Origin of the sequence: Streptomyces sp. NBC_01233 (assembly GCF_035989305.1) — a bacterium.
In the GTDB taxonomy this organism is placed as follows: Bacteria; Actinomycetota; Actinomycetes; order Streptomycetales; family Streptomycetaceae; genus Streptomyces.
The window spans coordinates 7,956,453-7,976,684 of record NZ_CP108514.1; the positions used below are offsets into that span (position 1 = coordinate 7,956,453).

Annotated in this window: 29 protein-coding genes; 22 read left to right on the forward strand and 7 right to left on the reverse strand. The window is 69.3% G+C overall.

The window, feature by feature from the left end; all coding sequences use genetic code 11:
* Nucleotides 1-10: 10 nt before the first annotated feature.
* The gene (locus tag OG332_RS37265; protein ID WP_327417560.1) at nucleotides 11-319 is read right to left on the reverse strand and encodes a DUF6112 family protein; all 309 of its coding nucleotides are present in this window, start codon (nucleotides 317-319) and stop codon (nucleotides 11-13) included.
* 154 nt (nucleotides 320-473) lie between these two features.
* Nucleotides 474-1,607, reverse strand: coding sequence for a C40 family peptidase (locus tag OG332_RS37270; protein ID WP_327417561.1), 1,134 nt, complete (start codon nucleotides 1,605-1,607; stop codon nucleotides 474-476).
* A gap of 472 nt (nucleotides 1,608-2,079) precedes the next feature.
* Here OG332_RS37270 and OG332_RS37275 point away from each other — a divergent pair, with 472 nt between their 5' ends.
* From OG332_RS37275 to OG332_RS37310, 8 genes are all read left to right on the forward strand, one after another.
* Nucleotides 2,080-2,835: a DNA-methyltransferase gene (locus tag OG332_RS37275; RefSeq protein WP_327417562.1), complete on the forward strand. Its 756-nt coding sequence runs from the start codon at nucleotides 2,080-2,082 to the stop codon at nucleotides 2,833-2,835.
* A 135-nt stretch (nucleotides 2,836-2,970) separates the two neighbouring features.
* The gene (locus OG332_RS37280; protein WP_327417563.1) at nucleotides 2,971-3,588 is read left to right on the forward strand and encodes a DUF4913 domain-containing protein; all 618 of its coding nucleotides are present in this window, start codon (nucleotides 2,971-2,973) and stop codon (nucleotides 3,586-3,588) included.
* A gap of 47 nt (nucleotides 3,589-3,635) precedes the next feature.
* A complete protein-coding gene (locus OG332_RS37285) occupies nucleotides 3,636-4,061 on the forward strand; it encodes a hypothetical protein (RefSeq protein ID WP_327417564.1) in 426 nt (141 codons plus the stop codon).
* A 268-nt stretch (nucleotides 4,062-4,329) separates the two neighbouring features.
* Complete coding sequence (locus tag OG332_RS37290) at nucleotides 4,330-4,809, forward strand: GNAT family N-acetyltransferase (RefSeq protein WP_327417565.1); 480 nt, start codon at nucleotides 4,330-4,332, stop codon at nucleotides 4,807-4,809.
* Nucleotides 4,775-5,449 carry a hypothetical protein gene (locus OG332_RS37295; protein ID WP_327417566.1) on the forward strand — a complete coding sequence of 225 codons (675 nt, stop codon included), beginning with the start codon at nucleotides 4,775-4,777 and terminating at the stop codon, nucleotides 5,447-5,449. Before OG332_RS37290 ends, OG332_RS37295 begins: the two co-directional genes overlap by 35 nt.
* A gap of 142 nt (nucleotides 5,450-5,591) precedes the next feature.
* Nucleotides 5,592-6,185, forward strand: coding sequence for a hypothetical protein (locus tag OG332_RS37300; RefSeq protein ID WP_327417567.1), 594 nt, complete (start codon nucleotides 5,592-5,594; stop codon nucleotides 6,183-6,185).
* 139 nt (nucleotides 6,186-6,324) lie between these two features.
* Nucleotides 6,325-6,750, forward strand: a complete 426-nt coding sequence (locus tag OG332_RS37305) for a hypothetical protein (RefSeq protein WP_327417568.1) — start codon at nucleotides 6,325-6,327, stop codon at nucleotides 6,748-6,750.
* Entirely contained in the window at nucleotides 6,747-7,172 is a 426-nt protein-coding gene (locus OG332_RS37310) for a hypothetical protein (RefSeq protein ID WP_327417569.1), read from the forward strand. The genes OG332_RS37305 and OG332_RS37310 overlap by 4 nt, the downstream gene beginning before the upstream one ends.
* Here the strand turns inward: OG332_RS37310 and OG332_RS37315 are convergent.
* Nucleotides 7,141-7,416: a hypothetical protein gene (locus OG332_RS37315; RefSeq protein WP_327417570.1), complete on the reverse strand. Its 276-nt coding sequence runs from the start codon at nucleotides 7,414-7,416 to the stop codon at nucleotides 7,141-7,143. The genes OG332_RS37310 and OG332_RS37315 overlap by 32 nt on opposite strands.
* Before the next feature lie 33 nt (nucleotides 7,417-7,449).
* Between OG332_RS37315 and OG332_RS37320 the strand changes: the two genes are divergently transcribed.
* The 10 genes from OG332_RS37320 to OG332_RS37365 all read left to right on the forward strand — a co-directional run bounded on the left by OG332_RS37320 (nucleotide 7,450) and on the right by OG332_RS37365 (nucleotide 15,295).
* Complete coding sequence (locus OG332_RS37320; protein WP_327417571.1) at nucleotides 7,450-7,584, forward strand: hypothetical protein; 135 nt, start codon at nucleotides 7,450-7,452, stop codon at nucleotides 7,582-7,584.
* Between the two features lie 25 nt (nucleotides 7,585-7,609).
* Nucleotides 7,610-8,473 carry a winged helix-turn-helix transcriptional regulator gene (locus OG332_RS37325; RefSeq protein WP_327417572.1) on the forward strand — a complete coding sequence of 288 codons (864 nt, stop codon included), beginning with the start codon at nucleotides 7,610-7,612 and terminating at the stop codon, nucleotides 8,471-8,473.
* Nucleotides 8,470-9,147, forward strand: coding sequence for a winged helix-turn-helix transcriptional regulator (locus OG332_RS37330; protein WP_327417573.1), 678 nt, complete (start codon nucleotides 8,470-8,472; stop codon nucleotides 9,145-9,147). The genes OG332_RS37325 and OG332_RS37330 overlap by 4 nt, the downstream gene beginning before the upstream one ends.
* A 144-nt stretch (nucleotides 9,148-9,291) precedes the next feature.
* Complete coding sequence (locus OG332_RS37335; RefSeq protein ID WP_327417574.1) at nucleotides 9,292-10,563, forward strand: MFS transporter; 1,272 nt, start codon at nucleotides 9,292-9,294, stop codon at nucleotides 10,561-10,563.
* 21 nt (nucleotides 10,564-10,584) lie between these two features.
* Complete coding sequence (locus OG332_RS37340) at nucleotides 10,585-10,941, forward strand: hypothetical protein (RefSeq protein WP_327417575.1); 357 nt, start codon at nucleotides 10,585-10,587, stop codon at nucleotides 10,939-10,941.
* Nucleotides 10,942-11,032: 91 nt separating this feature from the next.
* On the forward strand, nucleotides 11,033-12,319 hold the full coding sequence (locus OG332_RS37345) for an ATP-grasp domain-containing protein (protein ID WP_327417576.1): 1,287 nt from the start codon (nucleotides 11,033-11,035) through the stop codon (nucleotides 12,317-12,319).
* Nucleotides 12,319-13,194, forward strand: a complete 876-nt coding sequence (locus OG332_RS37350; protein ID WP_327417577.1) for a DUF317 domain-containing protein — start codon at nucleotides 12,319-12,321, stop codon at nucleotides 13,192-13,194. Before OG332_RS37345 ends, OG332_RS37350 begins: the two co-directional genes overlap by 1 nt.
* A 24-nt stretch (nucleotides 13,195-13,218) precedes the next feature.
* The gene (locus OG332_RS37355; RefSeq protein WP_327417578.1) at nucleotides 13,219-13,704 is read left to right on the forward strand and encodes a hypothetical protein; all 486 of its coding nucleotides are present in this window, start codon (nucleotides 13,219-13,221) and stop codon (nucleotides 13,702-13,704) included.
* A 122-nt stretch (nucleotides 13,705-13,826) separates the two neighbouring features.
* The gene (locus OG332_RS37360) at nucleotides 13,827-14,792 is read left to right on the forward strand and encodes an MSCRAMM family protein (protein ID WP_327417579.1); all 966 of its coding nucleotides are present in this window, start codon (nucleotides 13,827-13,829) and stop codon (nucleotides 14,790-14,792) included.
* A 71-nt stretch (nucleotides 14,793-14,863) separates the two neighbouring features.
* A complete protein-coding gene (locus OG332_RS37365) occupies nucleotides 14,864-15,295 on the forward strand; it encodes a hypothetical protein (RefSeq protein ID WP_327417580.1) in 432 nt (143 codons plus the stop codon).
* Nucleotides 15,296-15,309: 14 nt separating this feature from the next.
* Here the strand turns inward: OG332_RS37365 and OG332_RS37370 are convergent, their stop codons facing one another.
* Both OG332_RS37370 and OG332_RS37375 read right to left on the reverse strand, forming a co-directional pair.
* Entirely contained in the window at nucleotides 15,310-16,092 is a 783-nt protein-coding gene (locus tag OG332_RS37370; RefSeq protein ID WP_327417581.1) for an aminoglycoside phosphotransferase, read from the reverse strand.
* A 3-nt stretch (nucleotides 16,093-16,095) separates the two neighbouring features.
* A complete protein-coding gene (locus tag OG332_RS37375) occupies nucleotides 16,096-16,416 on the reverse strand; it encodes a DUF6087 family protein (protein WP_327417582.1) in 321 nt (106 codons plus the stop codon).
* A 153-nt stretch (nucleotides 16,417-16,569) separates the two neighbouring features.
* On the opposite strand from OG332_RS37375, the gene OG332_RS37380 reads away from it, so the two are divergent.
* The 4 genes from OG332_RS37380 to OG332_RS37395 all read left to right on the forward strand — a co-directional run bounded on the left by OG332_RS37380 (nucleotide 16,570) and on the right by OG332_RS37395 (nucleotide 18,868).
* On the forward strand, nucleotides 16,570-17,106 hold the full coding sequence (locus OG332_RS37380) for a hypothetical protein (protein WP_266876233.1): 537 nt from the start codon (nucleotides 16,570-16,572) through the stop codon (nucleotides 17,104-17,106).
* Nucleotides 17,107-17,412: 306 nt separating this feature from the next.
* Nucleotides 17,413-17,766: a DUF317 domain-containing protein gene (locus OG332_RS37385; protein ID WP_266876232.1), complete on the forward strand. Its 354-nt coding sequence runs from the start codon at nucleotides 17,413-17,415 to the stop codon at nucleotides 17,764-17,766.
* 57 nt (nucleotides 17,767-17,823) lie between these two features.
* The gene (locus OG332_RS37390; protein ID WP_266876231.1) at nucleotides 17,824-18,111 is read left to right on the forward strand and encodes a hypothetical protein; all 288 of its coding nucleotides are present in this window, start codon (nucleotides 17,824-17,826) and stop codon (nucleotides 18,109-18,111) included.
* A gap of 67 nt (nucleotides 18,112-18,178) precedes the next feature.
* Entirely contained in the window at nucleotides 18,179-18,868 is a 690-nt protein-coding gene (locus tag OG332_RS37395; protein ID WP_327417583.1) for a DUF317 domain-containing protein, read from the forward strand.
* 111 nt (nucleotides 18,869-18,979) lie between these two features.
* Here the strand turns inward: OG332_RS37395 and OG332_RS37400 are convergent, their stop codons facing one another.
* Together OG332_RS37400 and OG332_RS37405 are read right to left on the reverse strand one after the other, a co-directional pair.
* The gene (locus OG332_RS37400; RefSeq protein WP_327417584.1) at nucleotides 18,980-19,672 is read right to left on the reverse strand and encodes a hypothetical protein; all 693 of its coding nucleotides are present in this window, start codon (nucleotides 19,670-19,672) and stop codon (nucleotides 18,980-18,982) included.
* An 85-nt stretch (nucleotides 19,673-19,757) separates the two neighbouring features.
* The gene (locus OG332_RS37405) at nucleotides 19,758-20,219 is read right to left on the reverse strand and encodes a hypothetical protein (RefSeq protein WP_327417585.1); all 462 of its coding nucleotides are present in this window, start codon (nucleotides 20,217-20,219) and stop codon (nucleotides 19,758-19,760) included.
* Nucleotides 20,220-20,232 lie beyond the last annotated feature (13 nt).

Consider the following 20,232-nt stretch of genomic DNA (forward strand, 5'->3'; position numbering starts at 1 on the left):
CGTTTCGCCACTACTTGACCTGGGTGCCGAGCGCGGAGAAGAAGGCGACGGCGCCGTTGGCGGCACCGAGACCAAGGGCCGCGCCCGCGCTGACCAGCGCGCCCTTCTTTCCGTTGGCCTCGCTGTTGTGGCCGCCGGTGAAGTGGCCCCAGGCCCAGACGGCGAGGCTGACCGAGAGGGCGCCGACGACGGCGATGATCCCGTACAGGTTGATGGAGGAGACGACGCTCTTGAGGACCGACAGGCCCGGCAGGCCGCCTTCCTTGGGGGCGACGCCCGGGTCGTAAGCGAGGTAGAGAAGGTGGTCGATCAGGGGCATGGCTGTGCTGAACTCCTTGCACGCACGGGCAGTTAGGCCTCGCGCGGTGGCGTGTTCTGAGGGGAAAGCGAGGGCAGCGCCCGGTTCGGGCAGCGCGCGGTCGCTGGGAAATCCGGGGTCGGGAAGCCGGATGGGAAAGACGGCCGTCAGGCGGTCAGGGAGCGGGGACCATCCGCCGGACGGCGATGATGTCGCCGAGACTGGCTTGGGTCACGATCCGGACGGGCCTGCCAGTGCGCGGGGCCTCGATCGCCAGGGCCGTGCCCTTCGCGGAGCCGATGGCCATGGCCACGTGCTCGGGCCCGTTCGGACCGGGGCGGGTGAACAGCAGGTCGCCCGGCTTGATACCGGAAACCGGCACGCTGGAACCTTCGTTGACCTGGGTGTACGTGGTGCGTGTGAGGGTGATGCCGGCAGCGTTGTAGGACTGCTGGGTCAGGCTGGAGCAGTCGCATCGGCCCATCGGGTCCGGGCCGTGGGACGCGAGGCAGGTGCCGCCCCACTGGTACATCGTGCCGAGCTGGCCCATGGACCAGCGGATCGCGGTCTGAACCTTGGCCGGCACCTCCTTGGGGATCTCGTACCCTTCGGGCACCGTGCCCTCGGGGATCGGCCCGAAGCCCCCGCCGCCCGTGCATCCGCCGGCGGCCGGCGGCTGTGTTCCCGGGGTGGGCGTTCCGCCGGATCCGGCACCGGGCAGGACCTTCACGATGGCCTGCTGCAGGGCCCGGGCGAGCGGCTCCCACTGGGCGTACGCGCCCGGGTAGCCGCTGAGCTGCACCTTCTGTGCGGCCTGGGTGATGGTCAGACTCTCCCAACCAGGCACCTTGAGGAGCGCGTTGTAGAACTTGGTGCTCGCGTAGACGGGGTCGCGGATCTGCTCGGGCGTTCCCCATCCCTGGCTTGGGCGCTGCTGGAACAAGCCCAGGCTGTCGCGGTCGCCGTAGTCCAGATTCCGCAGGCGAGATTCCTGGATGGCGGTGGCCAGGGCCACGACCTGGCCGCGCTCGGGGACGTGCAGGGAGATGCCTGTGGCGACGATGGTCTTCGCGTGGGGGATCTGTTCGGCGGGGAGCTCCAGGCCTTCGACGCGTACGTCCTGGCTGGTAGCGCCGTTGGTGCCGAGGATCGCCTCGACGGCCTTGGCCACGGCGGCCGCGTCGGTGCCGGGGCCTGTGGTGCATGTGGTCGAGCGTCCGGCGGAGCCCGCCGCCGCTACGGCGGCGGTGGCTGCGAGGAGGAGGGGGGAGAGGCAGACGAGGCCTATCGCGGCGGCCAGCGCCTTCAATCGGGCCGCCTCAACGCTGGGCGAGGCCGCTCGGTGGCGGCATCAGCTGCCTCAGGGCATGGGTGTGCCATGGGAGTGGTCCTTGGGTGAGGGCCAGGCCGTGGCGCGTTGAGGAGCGGAAAGACGCCACGGCCGGCGGTAGGTGATCGGGGAGTCCGGCATGTCCGGTCGAGTTGCCGCTCGTCCGGGTCCGGGACAGGTCTAGGTGATTCGGATCAAGGCATGCCTCCGGCAGGAAAGTCAGGGGAGGGGATGTCCAACAGGGCTGTGCCGGTCGGGACATCCAAAACACTAAGTGCCGATCCGGACTTCTCGAAACAGCCTTGAGCGGCCGTGGTCATTCCCGGATCGTGCCCTAGCCTTTTCGATATCCCCGCCACCGCTCTTGCCGGATGTCGCGCTACATGACGTCCGGGGATTCGCCGTCGCGCTGGGGACATCCCCCTTCACCAATCAGAATCGCGGTACACCCTTGCCCTTTTCCCTTCATCAGGGCGATGCGCTCAGCGTGCTCGCCACCCTGCCCGACGCCTGTGTGGACTCCGTCATCACCGACCCGCCGTACAACAGCGGCGGCCGGACAGCGAAGGAGCGCACGTCCCGCACGGCGCGGCAGAAGTACACCTCGAACGATGCCAAGCACGCTCTGCCGGACTTCACCGGCGAGAACATGGACCAGAGGTCCTATGCGTTCTGGCTGACGCAGATCATGACCGAGGCCCACCGCCTGACGAAGCCGGGCGGCACCGCGCTCCTGTTCAGCGACTGGCGGCAGCTGCCGACCACGACCGATGCCCTGCAGGCGGCCGGATGGCTGTGGCGCGGCGTCCTGGGCTGGCATAAGCCGCAGGCCAGGCCGCAGAAGGGCCGCTTCACCCAGAATCTGGAGTTTGTCATCTGGGGAAGCAAGGGCGCCCTGGACGGCTCCCAGAACGAGGTCTATCTGCCGGGCTTCTACAGCGCCTCGCAGCCCTCGGGCAAGGAGCGTCAGCACATCACGCAGAAGCCGGTCTCCGTCATGCGGGAGCTCGTGAAGATCTGCCCTGAGAAGGGCACCGTCCTCGACTTCTGCGCCGGCAGCGGTTCCACCGGAGTCGCCGCCCTGCTGGAGGGCCGCAGCTTTATCGGCGTGGAGAAGACCGCCGAGTACAGCCGCATAGCAGCCGACCGGCTTACCGAAACCCTCAACCAGACCCTCACCCGCGAGGACTTCGTCCTCGCCGCATGACTGGGTTCCGGGGCAGGGATCTCCCTGCCCCGGTCGGACATAGCAGCTGGTCCGTGAATTCGGAATCAGCGGATTCCCATGCTGTTGGAAGCGGCAGCCCATCTCCCGCCTTGTGCGGCGTCAAGGAGGACCTCCATGTCTGAATCCATCGATCCCACCCAGGGGCGGTTGGAGCCGATCAGGCTGCCGGACACAGAGCTGGACAACCTGGAAGCCTCTGTTCGCCGGCTGATGGACCAGTCGGCCGAGCAGGCCCGCCTTCTGGACACGCTCTCCGCCGAACCGCTCCCGGGGCTGTCCCCGTTCGCCGGCATGCCGATGCCGGGCTCGCGCTCGATGCCGGAACCACCGCCCGAGCCGCGCTTCATCCTCGCCCTCGATGGCGAGGAGTACGAGGCCGAGCTCGACGCCCTCACCGACTGGGTCCAGGACGTCCTTCTCGACGTCTACGGCGCCGAGGTCACCACGTCGGCGCCCTGGTGCCAGCAGTGGCAAGAGCACCTTGACGTCGTGGGCTGGCTCCACGCCCTGTGGATGGCCTACCAGCAGCACATGGAACCCGAAGCGGGACTGTCCGGTCCGGCCGTGTGGCACCGCGACTTCCTGACCCACACCATGGCCGCCGTTCGAGCCCCGGGCGGCCCCCTCTCCGCGTGCATGACCGATCCGAGCCGCCCCTCCCACCGGCTGCTGCCGGGGCCGAAGGCTCCCACGCCCGCCGCGGAGGCGAACGGGCCCCAAGGGGTGTCGTGAACGGCCCTGCCTCGCCCGTCTACAGCCTGTCCTTTGACCCCCGGGCCTTGAACGACCTGCTTGCCGCGCCCGCTGACGTCCGTGATGTGGCGCTCTCCCGCCTCCAGGACGCGGTCACCGGTCAGCGCCACGGCCGAGAGCTGACCGGGACTCTGGCCGGGTTCCGGAAGGTCTACATCGACTCGGCCCGATGGCGCATGGTCTACGGACTGCGCCCCGCGCCGGAAGGCTCTGGCCACCGGCGCGAGGTCTTCGTCGTCGCGCTCAGGCCACGTGCCCAGAACGAGATCTACAAGGTCGTCGCAGAGCGCCTGGGCATCGCGCACCGGCCCCTGAGCGCGCTCGCCCACGCGGCCCGCGCGAGGTCCCCGCAGACCACCGCCCACCCCTACCCGATCACGTCCGGCCTGCCCCTCGCCCGGCCCGCCAACCCGTTCCCCGTCTCCCGCCACCCGAGAGGTGCAACCCTTTGAGTAATCGAGCCTGTCCGGTCGCAGCCCCTTGCACCCCCGCGACGTCCTGCCCGCGGTCGGCTACCGACGCCGTCACCCCGAGCACCACCAGCGGCACCTGCGCCTGCCTCCTCGCTGCACTTCTGCAGGCCCTGAGTGCCCGCGTCACCTGCTGCTGCTCCTGCGGGGCGGAGGCTCCCGCGTGCTCGCGGGAGAGCGCCCTGCGCTGAGCATGCAGCACATTGGACCGACCCAGATCCGCCGAACCTGCGCAGCTGACTGGCCCCTGATGGATGCCTTCCACCGCGGGTGCACCGAGAAGTCGCTGCACCGCCGATGGGGTCACACCCGGGTTCGGCAGCGCGACTGGGAGCGGTTGTTGACCCTCTCGCATTGCTGGGCGGCAACGGAAGCCGGCGCCGTCGTCGGGCTCGCGTCCATCGGACCGGTCCGCAATGAACCCGGCACCGTTGACCTCGGCATTCAGGTCGCCGACTCGCGCCACCGCCGCGGCATCGGGACCCGGCTGATCCACACGGCCGCAGGCCGCGCGCGGACCGCGGGAGCCCACACCCTGCACGCGTACATCGAGCGGTCCAACCGCCCGATGCTGGCCCTCCTGCGACGACTCGGCCCCACGGTCGAGCAGCCCGACGGTACCCACCTGGAAGTACGGCTCCCGCTCGCGCTCCTTGTTCTGCCGACTACCCACCAGCCCGTCCGACAGGACCTTCATGCCCATCCTCAAGGACCCGACCGGAATCGATGACCGGATCGAAGCCGTCACCAGGAACTCCGTCGAGGCCCTCTGGCGGCTCGATGACAGCAACCTGCTGACCGAGCCCGTCTCCCGTCTCGTCCGCGCGCACCGTGCCCTGGCTAAAGCGCAGGCCACCCTGACCTTCAACCGCACGCTGCTCCAACGCCTGACCAGCGGACAGTTCGAGATCGACAGCGCTGTACTCGGCCGGATCGATCGCGGCCTCGCCCACCTCAAGGAAGCCGTCGCCACCCGCGACCAACTCCTCGGCGAAGCCCTCACCCTGCTCGTACCGCTGGAACAGAGCACGCCTCGTCCCTCCAGGCCGCTGGGCCCCGACATCTCACCACCGGACTTCGCGGCCCTGCTCGCCATCGCCCGCGGCGCCAAGCTCCACGAGAACCTCATGACGCGGCGCCTATCCGTCGCTACGGCAGCCGGAACCAAGATCACCCAGTACGACTTCGAGCGCCTTGAGGACGCCGGCCTTGTCACCCGCGATACCTCGCACTCCCTGCACGCGGGCCAGCCCGTCACCGTCACCGACCTTGGCCGCTCAGTCCTCGCAGGCAGCCGGCGCCCCGCAATCGGCACACGCCCGCCCCCGCAGCCAGGCCCCCGAACTCCCTCCCGTTCTCCGCTGGCCTGACCCAGCCACTGCCGAAAGCAGGCACGTGCCAAATCCTGAACGCCGCCCCGCCCTGCGACTCGACGGCTTCGAGCCCGCCGACGACTCCGTGGACAGGGACTTCTACGACGCGATCGACTCCACCCTCCACACGCTGTGCCGAATGGCCGAGCATCACACGCCCGACGGCCGCCACAGCTACCACGTGATCTTCGATGAATCCGTCACCTGGGGAATCCCCGGACTTCCCCAGCTCCTCGCCCTCCACATCGACCGAGACCTGAAGGCCAAGACCTTCACCTTCGAGTACGCCAGCCTTCCTCTCCCGGTGATGGCGCAGTCCTGGCTGATTTCCCGAGGATGTCCGCATGAGGAAATCCGCCTCCCGAAGGGCATGGGAACAACACCCGCTGACAAGCGGACAGTTGCCCTGCAAGCCCGCCTGATGGGAGACGGCGACCACTTCTCGCTGCTGCACAGTGACACCGACGACTCGACGCAAGCACCGGTCGTCGTTGTCGTTCTGCGCGCCCTCGACGAAAAGGATCCCCACCCCTACCGGCTCCTGCACGAGGTCGCCGACATGGAGTCCTTCACCCATACCCTCCGCGAGGGCGTCTTCCCCACATTTGATGCCGCGATGGACTGGATCGAAAGTCCGGGCACCCCCCTTCGCCCGGCACCCCTCACCTCCCGAGCAGCCCCCCGCCAGGCTCCGGTTCAGCCACCGATTCCGGGCCTCACCCGTCGGCGCTGAACGATAACCAGCTCGCCGCTGATGGCCTTGTATCAGGCCTTTCGTGCTTATCAAATTCCCGGATTCTCCGGAGTATTGGAGAAAGGCCGTACGCGGAACACGCCCGCTGGCCGACCCCCACATTCCCGAAAGGAGAGATGTGTCGTCCGACGACGTCATGGGTGTCCTCACCCGGCACATAGAGGCAGCCTTTCAGCAGCCGCTCGATGACCTCCGCCAGGTAGCGGCCGCCGCCGGTCGAGTGCATCCCGCCACAGGAATCCTCCACTGGTACGGGCTGACAGCCGAAGCCCAGACCGTGGTGGACCGGGCCGAGAACACCTTGCTCGCGACCATCGGGCCGGCTCCCGGCGAACTCACCCCACCCCAGATGGCCATCGCGCACCAGGTCAATACGGCGGTCGCTGCACGAGACGGCCGAGCCATGGTCCTTCGCCACCTGCTCGACCCCAATGCGCGTCAGGTCTGGCGAGGGGACCGGCCCCAGAGCCGGACCATCTCGCAGGCATCCACGGCGCTGCCGCCCCGCCCGCCGGCGAACGCCAGTCGATCCACCGGGCGATGAACACCCCGTCGCGTCGGAGTAGTCAGGACCAGGCGATCGAGTCCGCGTTCGGCCAGCCGGTATCCGAGCTCTACCGCACGGCAACCGCCGGCCAGGCAGGGCCCGCGCTGTTCCGGGCGATGGAGCTCCGCTCCTTCCTCGCCGTCACCGAATCGCACGTGGACCGGGTACGGGACCGCATGCACCAGGCCACCGCGCCCGACCGCGACCAGAACGAACTCGATGCGGCTGACTTCCGCATGGACGTCCAGTGGCTGGAAGCGGCCCTCTCCTCCCGCAGCGAGATCATCACCGCCCTCACACGGCTGATCCGCAGCATGCCCGGCCGCGAAGCCGCCCACCCCGGCCGTCACCAGGGCTTCCCCACGGCCAGACCCAAGGCGAACACCGTCACAACCGCGGCCCGGTCCCGACACCCCTGAAGGAACGCACCTGTCCGATCAGACCTCCCGCGAGCTCCGCAGCCGCATCGAAACCCTCTTCGGTAAGCCGCTCACCGAACTCAAGCAGGCCGCCGCACAGGCTCCCGACTCCACCCTCCTTGGCGCCATCCTCACCATCCACGGTGACCTGGTCTTCGCCGAACGCAGCATCGACTTCCAGCTGGACCGCCTGCGCACGTACACGGGCGAAGACCGGGACGTCGGCTCTTTCGAGGCCGGCCACATCTGCGACAGCGCCGAGAGGCTGCACCGTGCGGTGACCGCGCACGCGACTCACGCCAAGACCCTCACCGCCGTCCTGCAGGGACTGCGCCGCACCGAGCCGCCCGTGACCCCGCCCGTCGCGTCCGCCGCCCGGGCCGTGTCCAGCACCTCCTCGCGCACCCACTGACCCGAACCCCTCAGGAGACCCTCCCGTGGCTACCCCCGGCCTGCCCCGCCCCATCGCGAAGGACCTGTCCCGCGTCACCGAGGCCCTCGACATGCTCAGCCCCCGCTGGAGCGTGTGGACCCTGATGACCCTCGGCGAACAGCCCCTGCGCTACACCGACATCAAGACGCGCCTGCCCATGCTCTTCGACGCCCAGCTCTCCGCACGGCTGACCACCCTGACCGCTGATGGACTTGTCGACCGGCACGAGGAGTCCGCCCGCCACGTCACCTACCAGCTCTCAGGGCGCGGACGCAGCCTGGGGACGGTCATCGCCACCCTGGCCACCTACGGCGACACCCACCTGGACAAGATCGCCAAGCCCAACCGGATCACAGGCGAACTGGAGCCCGAGCGGATACCCGCGGCCCAGAACGCCGAGGACACCCTCAAGCTGATCACCCCCAAATACGCCACCTCCCTGCTGTGGTCCCTCCGGTACCAGGGCAGCGCCTCGGGCCGACAGCTCGCCGACGTTGTCCTCGACCAGGCCAGCTCGACAGCCCCGATCTACCAGCCCCTGCGTCAGCTCGTCAAGGACGGCCTCGTCGACCGACTCGGCCACAGCAGCTACCAGCTCTCCCGCCAGGGAGAAGCCCTTACCGGCACCTTCCAGGCCCTGTCCACCTGGGCAGCCGGCCGCGCCAAGGCCACTGAGCACCCGCTCTGGGTGTCCGCGCCCGCTCCCAGCCGCCCGACCATGTGGGCCGCGAACAGCTCTCCGTCCCCGAGCCCCACCTCGGCGGTGCCCACACCGGGGAGCACTCCGCAGCGCTCCACCGGCCTGTTCTCCCATGGGGTACCCGATCGGCCCCGAGCCGGGTCCTCCATGGGCGGCCGCGTCCGATGACCGAGCCGAACCCCGAGGCCGACTCCCTCGTGCGCGCGGCGACGCTTCTCAGCTACCGGTGGACCACAAGGATCATCACCGAACTCGACGACAACGGCCCCGTCGCTCGGCGTCGAGGCAGCCTCGCGGCCACGTTCCCTGACATCCCGGTGGACCTCTTGAATACCGCCGTGGCCGGTCTGCGCCGTCGTGGACTCGTCCGCCGCGAGACCCTCACCACCGGAGAGCAGCAGCTCACGCTTACGGCGCCAGGAGTCGGCCTCGGGGACGTGTACGACCGGCTCGGCCGGTGGGCCCGCCAACACGACTACCCGGGTGACCAGCCCGACTTCGTGATCCGAGTCGAAGCCGCCCTCGGCCTGTTGCGCGACCCGCACACCGTGACGTTGCTGCTCAACCCCCACGCCCCGTACGAAGCCGGCCGGGTTGCCCGAGCTGTCGACGCCGGCCTGGTCCGGCAAGGCGCGCACGGTCCGTGGATTTTGACCGATGCCGGACGCGACCTGCGGGGGCCACTGGCCGACGTGCAGAGCTGGGCCACCGCGAACACCGCGCTCGTCCAGCGCGTGCGGCATACGCGACCCGCCCCACCGGTGGTCAGGGTGCGGGCGGCTGGTCCCGGCGTAGCGCAGGGAGCCGCCCGGCCCAGGGCGACCCCTCGGCACTCCGCGTAGCAACCCGGCCTTCCACCAGCTACGCGATCAAGCGCACACGTCAGAACTGACGGTGCCGGCCGCCTCGGTGTGTATACCCGCGGACCGCGAGGGCTGACGTATCCCGGCCACCACCCATCGGCCACACCCCGACTGAAAGTGATCATGACCCGTCACAGAGCCGCCGGTGGCCGCCACGCCCGCCTGCCCGACCACGGCATCTTCCGCCGCGTCTACCTGCCGCGAACCATGGACGCCGCAGCGTTCAACCTGGGCACCTATGGGATCCCGCTGCTCGTACTGGCCACCACATCCTCGGCCATGCTGACCGGCCTTGCCTTCGTCCTGGAATGGATTCCTCGGATCGGCGCCTTCGTCGGTGCCGGAGCCGCCGTTGACCGCCATGGCGCGGCTCGAGTCTTCCGTACTGCGACCACGATCCGGACCCTGGTCGTCACCGCGGCGGTCCTGGCCCTGACCTTCGTCGACGACGAACTCATCACCACGATCTCGGTGATGGCCCTCGCCGCCGTCATCGGCGTCCTCACCGAATACTCCTACGTCGCCGCGGAGACCGCCGGCGGCGCTGCCAGCCGGGAACCGGGCCGAGTCGAGCACCGTGTGCAGTCCGTACTGCTCAGCATCGACCAGTCCGCCACCCTCGCCGGACCCGCCGCCGGCGCCTTCCTCCTTCAGTACGCCGGCCAGCAGACCCTGCTGATCACGATTGGGGCGCTCTCGCTACTCGCGGCCGTCACCTCCCCCAGGGCTCGCCGGACCCATCCGGACGCAGAGCCTGCGACCGTCCGCCAGGGCCTGCGGATGGGCTGGTCGACGCTCAGAGCACTCCCCGCCCTCGGATGGCTGATCGCCGGCCTGACCGTCAGCAACTTCGCCACCGGCCTCCTCCAGGCCGCCGCCCCTGTGATCGTCGTACAGAACTTCGGCCTCAGCACCGCCTCCGTCGGCCTGATCTGGTCCGCCGCCGCGACCGCCGCTCTCCTCGCCACGACCCTGTCCAGGTTCGCCATCGACCGCTTCGGACTCTGGCCCGTCGGCACAGCAGGAGCCCTGATCGCCTCGCTCGGCGGCCTCGCCGTGTCCCAGGCCAGCGACTACACACCGTTCCTGGTGCTCGTCGCCGTCCTGATGGCCGGCGAAGGCGCCATGACCGTGGTCCTGCGCACCCTGCGCTCCCGCCTCATCCCGCGCGACGTCTTCGGCGCCACCCTCAGCATCACCATCCTGATCATGCTGCTGCCCTTCCCGATCGCCGGCGTACTCGTCGCCGTCACACCGCCCGAGACCCTCGGTCACGTGATGACCGCCTGCGCAGCGCTCCAGGCCATCGGCCTGGCCACCGCGTTCTGGCGCCTGCGACGCGACCCCGCCATGCACGAGACGACCAGGCCGTCCCTTGAACCGGCCGCCGCCTGAACACCGACTCACGGAGAAGCCATGTCGTCCACGAACGAGAACACCTCGTCCTTCAGCGCCGACCAAGCCGTGGCTGCCGGAAGCCTTCTAAGGAGCCTCACCTCACGGCTCCACACCCTTCCCCAGCCCGAAGCGGAAGTCCTCGCCCATTCGCTCCTCGTCCCGGCCGGACTCGTGAACGACATATGCCTGCTCGTCGAAGCCGCGAACGCCCGTGCCGTAGCCACGCTGCCCGAGCTCCGTCGGCACTTGGCCGCCGCTGAGCAGACCCTTGACGGGGTTCCCTCTCCGGTCAGAACGCTGGCGAACCGGTCTTCCTCGCCGGGCACCCGAGGACGCGGTCTCTTCCACCCCATGGCCTCCGTGGCGCCGGAGTAGCCATCAGCACACGGCAGCCCGCCCACGCTGACGCGACACCCGGGCCACCGCCCCTCCAACAAACGCCTCTAGAACGGAACCCCTCCGACCCTTGTCCTCCACTCGCCCATCCCCCTCCCGCCCGGTCGTCCTGGTCGTCGCCCCGAGCGACCGCCTCTACCGCGGCTACTGCCTGGAATCGGTCGCCGCCGCCTACGACACCGTCGTCATCACCCCGCGCCCCATCACCTGGGAGCACGGACTTGTCATCGACCACGAGACGGCCGACCCGTACGACCGCGAGGCCCTGCTGACCGCAGGTGAACTCCTCGCCTCGCGCCACCCCGTTGCCGCCGTCCTCACCTGGAACGAAACGCTCCTCGTGGCGACCGCCCACCTGGCCCAGCACCTGGGCGTCCTCACCGACGACCCGCAGGTCCTCCACGCCTGCCGCGACAAGGCCACCAGCCGGGCCCAGTTCGCCCGCCATGCCGTTCCCTCCGCGCAGTCCATCAAGGTCGCCTCCCTCCTGGAGAGCGCCCTCGCGGCGGAATCCATCGGATATCCCGCCGTCCTCAAGCCGGCGGGTCAGGCCGGCAGCGTCGGCGTGATCCGCGTGGACAAGGCCGAACAGCTCCCCGAGGCGTACGAGTTCGCGACCGCCGGCGCGAACCTGCACGGCGGTGACTCCAACGACGTCCTCGTCGAGGAGTACCTCGATGGCCCGGAGATCTCCGTCGAGTGCATCACCCACCGGGGCCAGACCACCGCCGTGGCCGTCACACGCAAGGAACTGGGCTTCGAGCCCTACTTCGAGGAGATCGGCCACAGCGTGGACGCAGCCGACCCGCTGCTCGCCGAGACCGGCCCGATCGCCACGGCTGCCGTCGCCGCCCTCGGGGTGACGACCGGAATCTCCCACGTCGAGCTCCGGCTTACTGCCACCGGCCCGCGGATCATCGAGGTCAACCAGCGGATCGGCGGCGACCTCATCGGCCGCCTCGTCCAGCTCGCGACCGGCATCGACCTGCCCAGGGCCGCCGCCGACCTCGCCCTTGGCATCGCACCCGACCTCACGCCCACCCGTCGGCAGGCCGCAGCCGTACGCCTGCTCTACCCCGAGGTATCCGGCACCGTCATCGAGCGAGGCATCGACGCCGACCTGGTCGGCGCCGACTGGCTGACGCAGGTCAGCTGGATCAGCGAGGTCGGCGACCAAGTGGTTCTGCCACCCGAGGGCGATGTCGACGTCGCCCGGGTCGGCCTCGTCGTCGTGACCGCCGCTGATGCTGCCCAGGCCGCCACCCGAATCGAGGAAGCCCAGGACCACATCACGGTCGTGGTCTACCCCGCACCGGAGACCCCAGGCGCGAGCACCGGGGGACAGGTGACCGGCTGATGGGCGAGGCTTCCTCCGCATTCGACGCCGACGACCTCGACGGCGACGTCTATGTCACCCCCCGCTACCTCGCCGGAACCACATACATAGGAGACCCGGGGCTTCAGCCCCTGCGCGACCTGGGCTGGCCGCTCGACCACGACGACCTGGGCAACTGCTACGTGACCTCCCCCGACCGGCGCGTCCGACTCGGCTACCTCCCCGAAGGCGAGGACGACGGCCTCTGGCGGATCTCCGCCTACCGCGACCCGCACGCATCCCCGGTCTGGGGCGTCTGCTTCAACGACAAGGCGCCCACCGAGTTCGTCACCGCCTTCACCGAAGCCCTCGCCCAGGGCTACACCGAAGGACCCGAGTCCTACCTTCCCCACATGAAGGGGAGTGCCTACGACGGGCTCGTTCCGCTGATCCACAACGGATGGAAACTGACCCGCGCCGAGGAACGGACCCTCGAATGGACATCGCCCGACAAGCTGGCAGGCGTCGCCTTCACCACCGGTGACCTCGACCCCGAGATGGAGTTCACCACCCTGGAATCCAGGTGGTTCATGTGGGGTGGCCCGAAGGGATGGGACCGCTGGTACGCGACAGCGTCCACGGAGACCCCCGTCAGCCTCATCACTGCGATCACCGCCGCGATTTCGGACCCCGCCCCGGTTCTGCGCTGGGAGCAGGAGATGTCGAAGTCGCTGCGCGAGCGCGCCGAGCTCACTCCGGTGCGACCGGCATCGCCGAAGGCGCCCACGCCTCTCGATGTCGCCCGTGCCCGCCCCCGCCTGCTGCCCAGCGCCCGGACACACAGTGTTCCGCGCTGGTCGACCAGCAGCGCACCGGGCGCGCGGCTCCCCGTGCCCACCCGGCGGTCGGGCCGCTGAGTCGGAACCTCTGGAGTTGTTGAATTGTCCATACAGCCACGCTGGTTCTTCGATCAGGAACTCGCTCTCGGCCTCCCCGGCGGCACGGTCATCGGGCAGAGCTATTACGCGAGGCCGAGCCCCCGGAGCCCACTGCGCCTGCGAGTCGACTTCCATCCGACCATCCGCCATCGCGAATACGGGGGCCTGCGCGTCCGGATCCTCCACGAGGACAAGGGCACGATCGACGACCTGGTCCTGTCCTTCGCCGACCACCGGACATTCCAGCGCCGCGACCAAGCCGCCGGCAGCTACCCGGGCCTCAGCGGGCACGGCGTGTTCACCGACTACAACACCGCCAAGGGCGGACCCGGCTGGTCAGGAGGCGACTGGACTCCGCTGAGGGAGGCCATCACGAGGTATGCCGACCTCTGGTTCCCCCCGAAACGCACCCGGGGAACCGTCAGGTCAGCCCCTGCCCCAGCCCTCCAGGCCACGCCGGCGAAGGCCGCAACCAGCCCCACGCGATGAACCGCACCCCCAGGAGAGCGGCCGCCCACTGCCGCTGGTCTGTCCCCGCAGCGGGACAGGCCAGCACTCTGCCGAGCAGCCGCCGCACCACCCGCCACTGCGATCAACAGGAGCACCACCACTTGCCCAGCCGCCGCACAACCCCGGTCCTCGTCCTCACCCTCACGGCGATGACCGCCACCATTCCCTTCGCCCACGCCAGCACGAGCCCCGACCCGTCCGCCCCGCCGCCGGTCATGACCGAGCGCTCCGTGACGACCGGAGGGATCGAGATCCAGAAGAAGGACCCGGCCGGAGACATCCTCGCCGGCGCGTCCTTTGCCCTCCTCGACGCCTCCGGCAATCCGGCGGCCGAAGGTAAGACCGGCGCCGACGGCCTGCTCCGCCTCGAAGGCCTCATGCCCGGCCCCTACCGCCTCAAGGAAACCGCCAGCGGCAGCCCGATCCACGACACCGTCGCCGACCAGGACGTCATCATCACCGATGCCGTCACGCCCATGGTGATCATCGACCCGTTCAAGGCCGCCGACCTGATCGTCAAGAAGGCGGACAAGGAGACCGGCAAGCCCCTGTCCGGCGCGGTGATCAACGTGACACCGACCAGCGGCAAGGGGGAGACGCTCGCCTTGACCACGGGACCCGACGGCACAGCCAAGGCCAAGCTGCCGGTCTCCGCGCGAACAGGCACTGCCTACACCGCCACCGAGACGAAGGCGCCGACCGGATACCAGCTGTCCGTCAAGCCGGTGACCGTCACCGCGAAGCCGGGCGCACCGGTCACCGCGGAGTTCACCAACTCGAAGATCCCCCCGACCCAGCCCCCGAGCAGCCCTTCGCCGACTGCCCCGTTCACGCCCAAGCCGAGCACGTCGTCCACACCTTCGGCTGCAGCCTCCGCCTCCGCGTCGGCCACTCCCACGGTCGCTGAGACGGCTTCGAGTACCACCTCCCCCGCGCCGACAGGCGTGCTCGCCAATACCGGTGGCGGCTCCGCCCGTTGGATCGGCCTCCTGGGCGGCGTTCTGATCATTGCCGGCGGCGGCGCCGTCTGGGCACTGCGTCGCCGGGCAGAACGCACCACCCCTTAACGCTCGCCCACTGACGCCCTCACGTAAATCGGACGGCCAGCCGCCCTGGCGTCCCTTCCACCAGGAGTTGCATGACTGACTTCGTCGAGCCCGACGTCCTGTACGGGGAGACTCCCGGCAGTTCGCATCCGCTGTGGGTTGCCGTGCTCAAGGACAACCCCACCGTCATCGAGGTGCTAGAACGGCATGCCTTCCGCCCAACCATGGTCGGTGACCTGGAACTCTTCGCTCTCCCTGGAGAGACCAGCACGCAGCTGAGCACCGTGCTGCACCTTGCGTCGTACGCGGAACTGGCAAACGCCGGGTACATCGCCATGTACACCGCCGACCACCCGGCCCTCCCCGGCGAGCGACTCCAAGGGCTCATGGCCCTGGGGCCCGTCCGCCCGTCTGCCGCAGTGCCCGTCCAGGAACCGCGTCCTATCGGCCCGACTGCCAAACCGGCCACGAAGCCCGCGGTGCCGGACACGTTCCGTCGTCCTCCCACCCGTGGTGGCAGTTGACCGTCCCGTCCGGCTCAGCGGGAGTCGTACCAGGTGCGGGCGGCCTGGAGCATGTCGAGGACCCAGCCCGCCGGCTCGCCCGCGGCGATCTCCTCCCACACAGCGACGGTGGCCTTCGCGAAGGCGGTGGCCGCCGCAGGCGGGGCGGTAGTCCAGGTGGGGACGCGTGCCGCCCACTCCTCGGCGTGCTGAGGGGTGTGGCCGCTCTTGATGAGCCAGACCACCCACAGCGCTGGATCGATCCACGCCGCCCCGCGTGAGGCCCAGGCCCAGTCGACGAGGACGGTGCGGTTGTCGGCGATGAGGACGTTGCTGGGGAACCAGTCGGTGTGGAGCAGGTTCGGGCCGGCGAACAGCTCGGGCGTCTCGCTGTAGGCCTTCATCCGGTCCGGCATCGACCGCATGGTGATGGCGGGCGCGGTGACGTGGGAGAGCCGGGCCATCGCGTCGGCCACGAGCGGAAGATCGGGTGAGCCGGGGGCGTAGTCCGCGTGGTGGCCGTTGGCGTTGGTGAAGGCCAGCAGGTCCCAGCCGGCCTCTTGGACGTGCCACAGGAGTGAGGGCGCGAGGTGTTGGACGCTCGGGTTGATGTCGGCTTCGCGTTGCTGGGTCCAGACGTGGCGGTGGTCGCTGGGCATCCCTTTGACGAAGACCGTGGTGTCGGCAGTGCGGACGCGGGCGGCGACGGCACTGTTCAGTCCGGCACTGACGGTCTCGTACCCGAGGACGGGCCCGGTCCGCGCTTCGATCAGGTGCAGAACGTCAGCGGGGATCTCGGGGAGGCGGACGGTCGGCATCGGTCAGGGCCGGGGCTTTCGGTGACGTCCGGTCCCTGGGGCCAGTGGATTGCGTCCGGTGATGGGGCCAGTCGTCTCGGCTTGTTCGATACTCGCGGCTTCAAGCGTCCGGCCGAGTACGCGGCAGGCCTCTGCATAGTTCTTCACCGTCGTCAGTGCCTGCCAGGCGAAGCCGTCCCACTCCAAGATCAGGCGAGGGGCGCCGGGGTCCACGTGTGCTGCGCGCTGCGGGCCGGCGCCGAGGGTGATGGCCTTGAGCTCGCCGGGCTTGCGCAGTCGCCCTTGGCGGCGCGCGGCCCATCGGTCGAGGGGTTCGTCGGTCATGGTCGTACCTCCGTGAAGGGCAGCACCATACCGAAGCCGGACGGCACCCGGCCGCCGTCACCAGCGTCCCGCGTGCAACCAGGTGGACCCTGGCTTCGTCGAACAGTGCTAGGGGTGTTCCTCGTAGGGGGCGGATCTGTGGAACCAGGGATCGTGGCGGCGCTGGCGGCAATCATCGGTACGTGCTCGGGGGCAGTGAGCGCGCTCGGCGCCGCACGGCTGAACGGAACGATGCAGCGGCGCTCACAACACGAGCACTGGCGTCGAGACGGCCGGAGGCAGGCGTACGTGGCCTTCGTCGGCGCGGCGGTTGATTACGGTGAAGTCATCAGCATCGTTCAGGCACTCGACGACGAGGACCGCCCCAGCCCCGAAGCAGCAGAGCTATACAGCCAGGTCGTCGACATGCGCCGGACCACCAGCAAGGCACTCGCCCTGGTTCTGGTGGAGGGCCCCGAGGACGTAGCGCGTGCGGCTCACCAAGCGGTGCGCGCCTTGACAGCTTGGGCTTGCTCGAGCGGCGCATACCATCCTGGCCATCCTCTGGCGGCCTCACGTTCCGTACAGTCTGTGCTCCGGCAAGGACCGGCCGATGCTGTCGGCCTGTCCGACCTGACCTGGCAGCGAATTCGCGAGTTCGAGACGCGTGCCCGCGCCGCCCTGGACCAACCGTTGGGGTCGGCCCGGTGAGCAGGTCGCGACGCTTGCGGAGGACGCCGAGGCCGCCCCCGCCCCATAGAGATGGGGCGGCCACGGAGCCCCATCCCGGCAGGCATTCCTGACGGCTGACGGCGAAGCACCACTCCTGAATCAATCCGATAGCCGAAGAACGCCAAGCGAGGGCGGTACCCCCTGACGGGGTACCGCCCTCGCTTCGTGCTGTCCGGACATCGCTCACGGCAGACGGGCAAGACGCGTACATCTCTGGAGAGACCGGCCGACCCATGTCAAGGTTGACCCCTTCCCCGAAACCGCAGGTCAGAGAGGTGATCGCGTATGACCGTCGAGGTAGGCCGCCCCGGATTCTCCACGAGCATCGAGGCCCTGCGGATCCGCACGTGGATGCTCGGGCGGGGCCAGCCCTCCCAGGTGATCGACCAGTTCACGGCCGAGGACTTCCACTTCGTTGTGGACGACAGGGCCGACATGCACATCGCCAGCAAGGACGGGCGCCTCTACCTCGGTTGGTTCCCCGAAGGCCGGCCTGGCCGACTCGACGAGGGATGGCGGCTGGCCATCACGGGAACGGCAACCGTGCCCGGCTACAGCATCGGCTTTGGTGTCGAGACCCCAGCCCATGTCATCGCCTCGGCGGTCGCCACCGTCATCTCCACCTCACGTCCGGCCTGATAGCCGACGTCGAGCACGACTTCGCACCCCTCTTCCGCATCCAGCCCCGGAGGCTCCATGCACCCCATCGCCGCCGATCCCACCGTCGCCGAAATCATCGAGCACCTCTCGCGCTTCGCCCCCGACATCTCAGTACGCCTGGCCATCAACCCCGAATTCCCCTTCGCCCACACGCTGGGAGACATCGTCTTGGGCGTCGGGCACGACGGCCGCCCCGTCGTCTTCCTCGGCGAATCGGGGCAGACGGGCTTCCTGCCGGCCCTCACCGCCCAGGACTTGGGCTGGCACCCGCGCACCACCCTGCCGGCCAGGGTCCGACGAGGCGTAGGAGCCATCGTCCAGTGACCGTTCCACGAAAGCCCGGGAGGCGCCCCTGAATCCCGAACTGCCCGCAGACCCTCCGAGTCCCGACGTGCTCTGGGTCAGCCCGCGACACCTGGCCGGCGACGACAGCGCGCTGGCTGAGCAGGTGGGAGACGAACTCGTCGGCGCCGGATGGTCGTACTGGGTAACGGCCCGCCGGACGCTCTTCTACGCGAGCCCCGACCAACTCCGCTGCGCCGAATGGGTCATGGCCGACGCTCTCACCACGGAACTGGCCGACCTACCCGTCGCCTGGGAGATCTCCGCACGCGAGGACACCTCACGTGCCACGGTGAACTGGACGGCCTACTTCACCCGCGGTGTGCCCTACGAAGCCGTTGCGGCCTTCGCCCTCGCCGTTGCCGGCCGTACGGAGCCGACGTGGGGCTTCGACGGGCCCGAGGCCGTTCCCGAAGCGCTGGTGGCCGGAGGCTGGCACGGGGACGTGGACGACCCGGCCTTCACCCTCTGGGACAAGTCCTTCACGGCATGCATGACCCGGGCGCCGCTCCCGGAGGGGATCCAGGACCAGGACCCCCGCCCCGACATGCCCGGCTGGCAGGCCTGGTCCCAGCCGGAAGCCAGCGGTCCGTACCTGTGGGTCGCCGCGTTCAGCACGTCCACACCGCACGACTTGGTCGCAGCCTTCGCCGCAGGCCTCGTCTGCGAGGCACCGGTTCCGCGTCGCGTCCTGCCGGAATCCTCCCAAGCACGCCTCACGATCCGGCCCTCCCTCTAACGAGGGGACGGCCGGTGGCGGACACCGGACCTACGCGGCCCGTCAACAAGGCACTGGCCCCCAGCGAGATCCTTCGCTGGGGGCCAGTGTCTTCTGTATGTCCGGAGCGTGTCAGCCTGCGGGCTTCAGGGCCTTGTCCAGCGCCTTGTCCACGTGGGCGTCGACGAGGGCGGGGCTGCCGGAGAGCACGACCAGCACGTTGCCGGAGCGGACGGCGATCTGCTTCATCACGCTGGGGCGTCCGCCGGCCGTGAGCGTCAGGATGTGCCCCCACTGCTCATCGCCGCGCTGGGGCGCGGTCACCTTCTGGACGGTGACCTCGATGGGAGTGCTTCCAGAGACCATCTGGTACTTCGGGCACGAGCCCATCGCGGTGAAGATCTCCCGGGACCGGCTGGCGATCTTCTCGTCGGTGTCGCTGTAGACCTCCTCGCTCAGGTCGGAATCCTTCGACGCGTACGTGAAGGAGACCTTGGCCTGGTTGGGGAAGTCCAGGGAGCCGTCCGCCGATCCGGAGCCGAGCTGCTCCAAGGCAGGGCATCCAACCACGGCCATGTCGTCGTGCTTCGACGTCGTCTCGGGCTTCACCCGGTAGTCGGAGCCGAGGTCGATCAGGTCCAGCAAGCGCGGGCCGAGTTCGGCACTGGTCAAGGGCTTCGACGGTGTGCCGGGTTCCACTCCGACCTTCGCCTCGGCCTGGAGCGAGGAGGCCGGCGCTGAGGGCGTGGCGCCCTGGGAGCAGCCCGTCAGCGCGAGGGCGCCGAGAGCGGTGAGGCCGAGTAGATTTCTGACGCTGTTTCGCATATGTGATTCCCCCCAGAATTCGTGTGCGGCCGTACGCTACCCCGATCACCTCGGGTGGGTTAGATCCATCTCGCATGGTGTGCGATCAGAGGATCACTCCCGCGAAGGTTCCGTCGTAGCCGAACGCGGTCTCGCCGTCCTCCCGGCTGGCGTGGAGACTTTCGACCGGCCCGGCGGTTCGCTCGTACCAGGCCGCATCCAGCCCGGGGACGGGGGTTTCATGTCCGGAGCGACAGCGCACCCACACCCGGTCGCCGGAGTTCAGTACGAGCCAGTCGCGGTATACGCCGCACTCCGAGCAGGACACGACGACTCCGCCGACGGCCAGCGGTGACCAGTAGGGCATCATCGACCCGGCCAGATCCCCGGCCGCCGGGACGTGAAGCTCCGCCGGTATCTCCAGCTCCACGCCCTCAGGCTCTACCTGGCTCGGCTCGGCGCCCGCCGGGGCGGGACGGGCGGGTTCGGCGGCCGAAGCGATCAGCCGTGCCGCGTCGGCGCGGAACTCGTCCGCCTGGTCGTGGTGTCGGTTCTTCCGGCGGAACATGGGCGCCTCCCGG

Excerpts from the sequence above, each read along its gene's own strand:
- OG332_RS37265 (WP_327417560.1), bottom strand. The coding sequence starts at position 319 with ATGCCCCTGATCGACCACCTTCTCTACCTCGCTTACGACCCGGGCGTC.
- OG332_RS37280 (WP_327417563.1), top strand. The coding sequence starts at position 2,971 with ATGTCTGAATCCATCGATCCCACCCAGGGGCGGTTGGAGCCGATCAGG.
- OG332_RS37290 (WP_327417565.1), top strand. The coding sequence starts at position 4,330 with ATGGATGCCTTCCACCGCGGGTGCACCGAGAAGTCGCTGCACCGCCGA.
- OG332_RS37295 (WP_327417566.1), top strand. The coding sequence starts at position 4,775 with ATGCCCATCCTCAAGGACCCGACCGGAATCGATGACCGGATCGAAGCC.
- OG332_RS37300 (WP_327417567.1), top strand. The coding sequence starts at position 5,592 with ATGGCCGAGCATCACACGCCCGACGGCCGCCACAGCTACCACGTGATC.
- OG332_RS37310 (WP_327417569.1), top strand. The coding sequence starts at position 6,747 with ATGAACACCCCGTCGCGTCGGAGTAGTCAGGACCAGGCGATCGAGTCC.
- OG332_RS37330 (WP_327417573.1), top strand. The coding sequence starts at position 8,470 with ATGACCGAGCCGAACCCCGAGGCCGACTCCCTCGTGCGCGCGGCGACG.
- OG332_RS37335 (WP_327417574.1), top strand. The coding sequence starts at position 9,292 with ATGACCCGTCACAGAGCCGCCGGTGGCCGCCACGCCCGCCTGCCCGAC.
- OG332_RS37340 (WP_327417575.1), top strand. The coding sequence starts at position 10,585 with ATGTCGTCCACGAACGAGAACACCTCGTCCTTCAGCGCCGACCAAGCC.
- OG332_RS37350 (WP_327417577.1), top strand. The coding sequence starts at position 12,319 with ATGGGCGAGGCTTCCTCCGCATTCGACGCCGACGACCTCGACGGCGAC.
- OG332_RS37365 (WP_327417580.1), top strand. The coding sequence starts at position 14,864 with ATGACTGACTTCGTCGAGCCCGACGTCCTGTACGGGGAGACTCCCGGC.
- OG332_RS37370 (WP_327417581.1), bottom strand. The coding sequence starts at position 16,092 with ATGCCGACCGTCCGCCTCCCCGAGATCCCCGCTGACGTTCTGCACCTG.
- OG332_RS37375 (WP_327417582.1), bottom strand. The coding sequence starts at position 16,416 with ATGACCGACGAACCCCTCGACCGATGGGCCGCGCGCCGCCAAGGGCGA.
- OG332_RS37385 (WP_266876232.1), top strand. The coding sequence starts at position 17,413 with ATGACCGTCGAGGTAGGCCGCCCCGGATTCTCCACGAGCATCGAGGCC.
- OG332_RS37390 (WP_266876231.1), top strand. The coding sequence starts at position 17,824 with ATGCACCCCATCGCCGCCGATCCCACCGTCGCCGAAATCATCGAGCAC.
- OG332_RS37400 (WP_327417584.1), bottom strand. The coding sequence starts at position 19,672 with ATGCGAAACAGCGTCAGAAATCTACTCGGCCTCACCGCTCTCGGCGCC.
- OG332_RS37405 (WP_327417585.1), bottom strand. The coding sequence starts at position 20,219 with ATGTTCCGCCGGAAGAACCGACACCACGACCAGGCGGACGAGTTCCGC.